This is a genomic window from Streptomyces sp. NPDC002698, assembly GCF_042888945.1.
Lineage (GTDB): Bacteria > Actinomycetota > Actinomycetes > Streptomycetales > Streptomycetaceae > Streptomyces.
The window spans coordinates 22,888-28,887 of record NZ_JBIAQM010000064.1; the positions used below are offsets into that span (position 1 = coordinate 22,888).

3 protein-coding genes and 2 pseudogenes are annotated in these 6,000 nt (G+C 71.1%); 1 reads left to right on the forward strand and 4 read right to left on the reverse strand.

Features of this window, described 5'->3' with window-relative positions:
* Positions 1-326 precede the first annotated feature (326 nt).
* Positions 327-860 (forward strand): 2'-5' RNA ligase family protein, encoded by a 534-nt coding sequence (locus ACFYW9_RS39950; protein WP_351875442.1) that lies wholly within the window; start codon positions 327-329, stop codon positions 858-860.
* Between the two features lie 102 nt (positions 861-962).
* Here ACFYW9_RS39950 and ACFYW9_RS39955 read toward each other — a convergent pair whose 3' ends face one another.
* From ACFYW9_RS39955 to ACFYW9_RS39970, 4 genes and pseudogenes are all read right to left on the reverse strand, one after another.
* Complete coding sequence (locus ACFYW9_RS39955; RefSeq protein WP_389159927.1) at positions 963-1,196, reverse strand: hypothetical protein; 234 nt, start codon at positions 1,194-1,196, stop codon at positions 963-965.
* Positions 1,197-1,621: 425 nt separating this feature from the next.
* Positions 1,622-2,543, reverse strand: a pseudogene (locus tag ACFYW9_RS39960) (IS3 family transposase); the annotation flags it as partial.
* Positions 2,544-2,578: 35 nt separating this feature from the next.
* On the reverse strand, positions 2,579-3,181 hold the full coding sequence (locus tag ACFYW9_RS39965) for a sarcosine oxidase subunit gamma (RefSeq protein WP_389159929.1): 603 nt from the start codon (positions 3,179-3,181) through the stop codon (positions 2,579-2,581).
* Positions 3,174-5,906: pseudogene (locus tag ACFYW9_RS39970) on the reverse strand (FAD-dependent oxidoreductase); the annotation flags it as partial. The pseudogene ACFYW9_RS39970 and the gene ACFYW9_RS39965, both read right to left, overlap by 8 nt.
* Positions 5,907-6,000 lie beyond the last annotated feature (94 nt).

A 6,000-nucleotide genomic window follows, 5' to 3' on the forward strand; every position in this document is an offset into this window, starting at 1 on the left:
CGGACCGGCTCGGCGGTGCCCGCCCGCAGGTCGGCGAGGTGCTTGCGAACCACCTGGCGGCTGCCCCGGTAGCCGCGCTCGTGGATCTCCAGGAACAGGCGGGTGCCGCTGACCTGGCCCTGGGCCTCGGTGAAACGGGCATGCGGTGCGCTGCGGCCAAAGCCGCAACAACTCCCTCTGGCTCCGCGCAGGCAACGCCTGGCTGCGCATAGAAGCATGAACACCCGGCAACATCTCAGCCAGTCCAACTTCGATCTATGCGTCGAGCCGCTGGTCAGAGGGCTGTCAGCGACGAAACCGCAAGGGGGCGCCGGTAGGATGCGGCGGTGCACACGGTCGAGGCTTTGCTGGATGAGGCGGCGGACCTGGTTGTCCGGGAGGCTTGGCGGCGGCTAGCGGATGCGGGGCTGCCCTCTCAGGCGCGCCATCAATCGCCGACCAATAGTCCCCACCTCACCTTGGCCGCCTGCGGGGAGTTGACTGCTCCGATTCGCTGGGAGCTCGCCGAGGTGGCTGCGGCTCTGCCGCTACCGGTGCGATTTACCGGTGTGGTCCGTTTCGAACAGCCCACCTCGGTGCTGGCCTGGGCGTTGGACCTCGACTCCGCCCTGGCGAGTTTGCACCGCCGGGTGTGGGAGGCGGTCGCCTCAGACAGTCCACCCGCCACCCTCAACCCCTTCCACGAACCCGGACGCTGGAGCCCGCACGTCACCCTCGGCCGGACCCGGAGGGCCGGTACCTTCGCCGACCGGCGAATCCCCGGGCTGCTGCCGGCGCCGCCGGTGTCGGTCCGGCTCACTACCTTGCGCAGCTACGACACCGAAACCGGCGCCCTGGAACTGCTCGAACCCCGTTCCTAAAAGCTCGTAACACGATCTTGCCGGCGTGAAGCGGCTGGTCGAGGGCGCTGCTGAGTAGGTTGCCGCTGCCGGTACCAAGGTCGTTCACAAGCCATGCCGGAATCATGCCGGGATGAAGCTCGGCCACCAGGGTGGGACGTTGCCCGGGCAAGACGGGGCGGGGTAGGAGTCCGGCATCCCGAGCCAGGTGACAAGGAACCAGGTGAACCACAAGGTGAAGATGAGTCCTGCCATCAAGGCTGTCCTGCGATGACGTCTTCCGAGGGTGCTGTGCAGGATCACCCACGGAACCGCAGCGGCGATCCATATGAGCGGCGCAAGGAACAGCAACGTCATGCCGTTGGCTCCTGCGCTGCTGCCGATGTCACAAGCAGCCCACGCCCTCCCGATCGCAGCAATGGTCACCACTGAGGTCAGCCCGCCGAAGAGGACGCCAAAGCCAATTCCGCTGAACCGGCGGCTCGGAGGACTCGACGGCTCCGCTCCCACGATCATCTCCCCCGCCTCGCCCTGGATGCGGAGAGTACCAACGCACTGAAGCAGCCCGCTGGGGCCCTGGCCCGCCCTGACACCGGTCAGCCGTTCTTGGGCTTTTGAAGCCGCCTCCAGCGGATGAGTCCGCGGGCCAACGAGACGAAGGCGTCGTGGAGTTCGGTGCGGCGTTCCCAGCGGACGGCGAGGCGCTTGAACTGGTGAAGCAGGGCGAAGGTGAGGTTGATCCCCGGAGGCGGACACCAGGTTTCACGCGACGAGTGACAGCGTGCGTCGGTGACCAGCGAGGTCCGCATGTGGTCCGCGATCGACCAGCCGATCACGCGCCGCGAGCAGATGTCGACGACCGTGGCGAGATACAGCCAGGTCGAGCCGACGGCGACGTAGGTTGTGTCGCCGCACCACTTGGGGTTGAGCATGTCCGCCGTGAAGTGACGCATCACCAGGTCCGGCACGGGCGGGGCCGTCTTGTCCTGAATGGTCGTGCGCTTCTTGCGCCGCAGGTGCCGTCCGACGATGCGGTTGATTCTCATCAGTCTGCTCACGCTCCCCCGCAAGCGGGGGTACCCCCAGCGGTTGATCTTTCTCCTGCGGGAGCGGAGTTCGGCAGGACGCGCGGGGCGCCGTAGGCGCCCTGGTGGTCGGCATGGATCTGTCGGATCTCCGACACCGTTCGCGCTTCCTCGACGGCTCGTTCGGCGCGGGCGTCTGCAGCGGCCCGGTGCTGGTGGTAGCCGGAGCGGGAGACGCCCAGGACCCGGCAGATCCGCTTCACGCCGAAGGCGGCGCGATTCTCGGAGATGAAGTCCCGGCGGCGGGGGCTCACTTCACCTCCCGAGCGAAACAGGCGGCTGCCCGGCGCAGGATCTCGCGCTCCAACCGCCACTCCTTCTCCGCCTTCAGCAGCCGGGTGTTCTCCGCCCGCAACCGGGCCGGTTCCTCAGCCGGCCTACCGCCGGCCTCGCGGCGCTCGGGCAGTGCCTGCAGTGCCTGGGACTCGTCTTCCTTGCGGAACCACGTCCGCAGCGACTCGGCGGTGATACCGAGGTCCGCCGTCACCGCCGCGTAGGTGCGCTTGCCGCCCGCGACGCGGTAGAGCGCGACCGCGTCCTTCCTGAACTCCTCCGGATACGGAGGATGCGGAGACTTGCGTCCCGCCTGGACACCCTTCCCTGGACCATCAAGATCCATTGTCAGGGTGTCCACTCCAAAGGATCAGCCTCAGCTCAGACGTACTCCGTCGCCGCGTCCAGCAACCAGTCCGCCAGATAGCCGGCGAAGGACGAACGGACCAGTACCCAGAACCCGGCCCTGGGTTCGTCCCGGGCGACCAGGACGACCTGCGTGCGGCCCAGGGTCGTCTGGGCGCAACGGCCGGAGCCGAAGGCCCTCGGATGCAGATCCAGCGCGCAGCCGTGCGCCAGCAGATCGCGGGCGCGGGGACCTGTCACGAGGATCGTGGTGCGCTGGGCGGAGACGTCGGTGACGGAGACGGGCTCGTCTCCCGCCGCCTCCCGGATCCGGCGCTCCAGGTCCCGTTCACTGCCGGTCGGGCCGGCCACCAGCCATTCGTCCGGACCGAGCCACAACACGGTCAGCTCCCCGGCGCGTACAACGGTGTCGGGTTCGAGGGGCAGTTGCAGGCCCAGCGCGAGCCCGACGGCGTCCGCCGCCGCTCCCTTGGCGTCGAGGCGCACGTCGACCTGGTCCAGGAACGGCAGTTCGGCCAGCCGGATCGCGCCCCCCGACGTGCGGGTCACGGCGGCCAGGCGGTCACCGGCCTGTGACAAGGGGCTGCGGAGCGGGGCGGTCAGGGCGGTGTCAGCCATCGCGGCGGGCTCCCTCGGGGTCGTAGAGGACGGGGCTTGCGACGGTCACCGGGACCAGCCGGTCACCGACGGGGGCGTACAGCCGCTCGCCGATGCGGTCACGGCCGCCCTTGATCAGGGCGAGCGCGAAGGTCCGGCCGAGGACGGCACTGCGGTAGCTGGAGGTGACGTGGCCGAGCATCGGGACGGGCGGTGGAGGCAGCTCGCTGTCGGCGACCAGGTGAGTGCCCTCGGGGAGGAAGAAGGCCGGGTCCACGGGGAGCAGGCCGACGAGGTGCTTGCGGTCGGGGCGGGCGGTGTCGGCGCGGGCGTGGGAGCGCTTGCCGATGAAGTCGGGCTTCTTCTTCGACACCGCCCAGCTCATGCCCAGGTCCTGCGGGGTGACCGTGCCGTCGGTGTCCTGACCGATGATCGGGTAACCCTTCTCGGCGCGCAGGACGTGCATGGTCTCGGTGCCGTACGGGGTGATGCCGTACGGGGAACCGGCCTCGTGCAGTGCCTGCCACAGGGTGAGTGCTTCCCAGGGGGACACGTTGATCTCGTAGGCGAGTTCGCCGGAGAAGCTGATCCGGCACACCCTGGCCCCGATGCCCGCGACGGTGGTCTCCCGCCATGCCATGAACGGGAAGTCGTCGTTGGCCACGGCCAGTCGGGGTGCCAGCGCGCCGAGGACGTCGCGGGAGCGGGGGCCGACGAGGGCGACGGTGGCCCACTGTTCGGTCACGGATGTGCAGTGGACCTTCAGTTCGGGCCACTCGGTCTGCAGCCACTCCTCCATCCAGTCCAGTACGGCGGCCGCGTTTCCGGTCGTGGTGGTGACCAGGAAGCGGTCCTGGGTGAGGCGGGTGACGGTGCCGTCGTCGAGGACCATGCCGTCCGGGCGGCACATCACGCCGTAGCGGATCATGCCGACCTTCAGGGTGCTCATCATGTTGGTGTAGAGCAGGTCGAGGAAGACGCCCGCGTCCGGGCCCTGTACGTCGATCTTGCCGAGGGTGGAGGCGTCCATGAAGGCCACGCCGTCGCGGGCGGCGGCGCACTCGCGCAGGACCGCGGCTTCCATGTCCTCGCCGTCCCGCGGGTAGTACCAGGGGCGCTTCCACTGGCCGACGTTCTCGAAGAGGGCGCCGTGCGCGGCATGCCACTCGTGGAGGGCGGTCGTGCGGACCGGGTCGCTCAAGGCGCCGCGGTCACGGCCGGCGAGCGCCGCGAAGGAGACCGGCGTGTACGGCGGCCGGAACGTGGTCGTGCCGAGCGCGGAGACGTCCACGCCGAGCAGTTCGGCGACGACGCCGCCGGCCAGGATCCCGGAGGTCTTGCCCTGGTCGTTGGCGGTGCCCGCCGTCGTGTAGCGCTTGGTGTGCTCGACCGAGCGCAGACCCGCGCCGGTCGCCCGGGCCAGGTCGTCGACGGTGACGTCGCGTTGGAGGTCGACGAAGCGGGGCGAGTCCGGAGCGCCGGGGACGGTGTACACGTGCATCGCCGGCGTCTGCCGCGGCCGTGCGGCCACCGCCGGCAGGCCGGGCGCCTGCGGGGTGTAGCCCTCGGCCTCGACCGCGCGGGCACCGGCGGCGGCGCCCTGGGCCAGGACCTCGGCCGGATCCAGGGCACCGCTCGCGCTGCCCGCGACCTCGACCGCCTGCCGGCAGGTGTCCGGCACGAAGGAGCCCAGTGCCTCGTCGTACCGCAGCGTGCCGCCCGACTGGCTGAACAGGTGGGCCACCGGGTTCCAGCCGCCGGAGACCAGCAGCAGGTCGACGGTGAACTCCCGCTGTCCTTCGGACTCTCCGTACGGGGCGACGGTCACCGCGGTGAGCCGCGCGTCGCCCTTCGTGCCGGTGACGGCGTGCCCGGCCATCACCTCGATACCCGCCTGCCGGGCGCGCTCCGCCCACTCCCCCGGTGCGGGACGGGTGTCGACGATCGCCGCGATGTCCACGCCCGCGGCGGTGAGGTCCAGCGCCGCGTCGTAGGCACTGTCGTTGGTGGTGAGGACGACCGCACGGCGGCCGGGCAGCACACCGTGACGGTTGACGTAGGTGCGGGCCGAGGCGGCGAGCATCACGCCGGGGCGGTCGTTGTCCGCGAACGCCAGCGAGCGCTCGTGGGCGCCGGTGGCCAGGACGACGCGACGCGCCCGGATGCGCCAGACGCGCTCGCGGGAGACGTGCTCGGGGGCGTCGGCCCCGAGGTGGTTGGTGCGGCGTTCGACGGCGAGGAGATGGTTGTCGTCGTAGTAGCCGAAGACGGTGGTACGGCGCAGGATGCGCGCCTCGGGGGCGTTGTCGAGCTGCCCGGTGACATCCGCCACCCAGTTGAGGTGTTCGGCCGTGCCCAGAAGGCTGCCGCCCGGCTCCGGTCGGTCGTCGGCGAGGATGACACGGGCTCCGCTGCGGACGGCGGCCGCCGCCGCGGCGAGACCGGCCGGTCCCGCGCCGACGATCAGCAGGTCGCAGTGGGCGTGTACGGCGTCGTAGCGGGCGGGGTCCGGTTCGCCGGCGAGGCGGCCCTGGCCGGGGAGGCTGCTCGCGACCAGGCCGTCGTAGAGCTCGACGGTGGTCGCGGGGAGCATCGGCTCGGGGAAGGGCGCCTCGATCTGGACGACCGCGTTGGGCTCCTCCGCACCGGCCGAGAAGATGCCTCGGGGGCGGCCGAGTCTGATGCTGGTGCCGGCCTCGATGACGCCGTTGGCGAGGAGGGCGGAGGCGAGGGTGTCGCCTCGGTGGGGGGGGGGGGGGGGGGGGGGGGGGGGGGGGGGGGGGGGGGGGGGGGGGGGGGGGGGGGGGGGGGGGGGGGGGGGGGGGGGGGGGGGGGCGGGG

Excerpts from the sequence above, each read along its gene's own strand:
- ACFYW9_RS39955 (WP_389159927.1), bottom strand. The coding sequence starts at position 1,196 with ATGACGTTGCTGTTCCTTGCGCCGCTCATATGGATCGCCGCTGCGGTT.
- ACFYW9_RS39965 (WP_389159929.1), bottom strand. The coding sequence starts at position 3,181 with ATGGCTGACACCGCCCTGACCGCCCCGCTCCGCAGCCCCTTGTCACAG.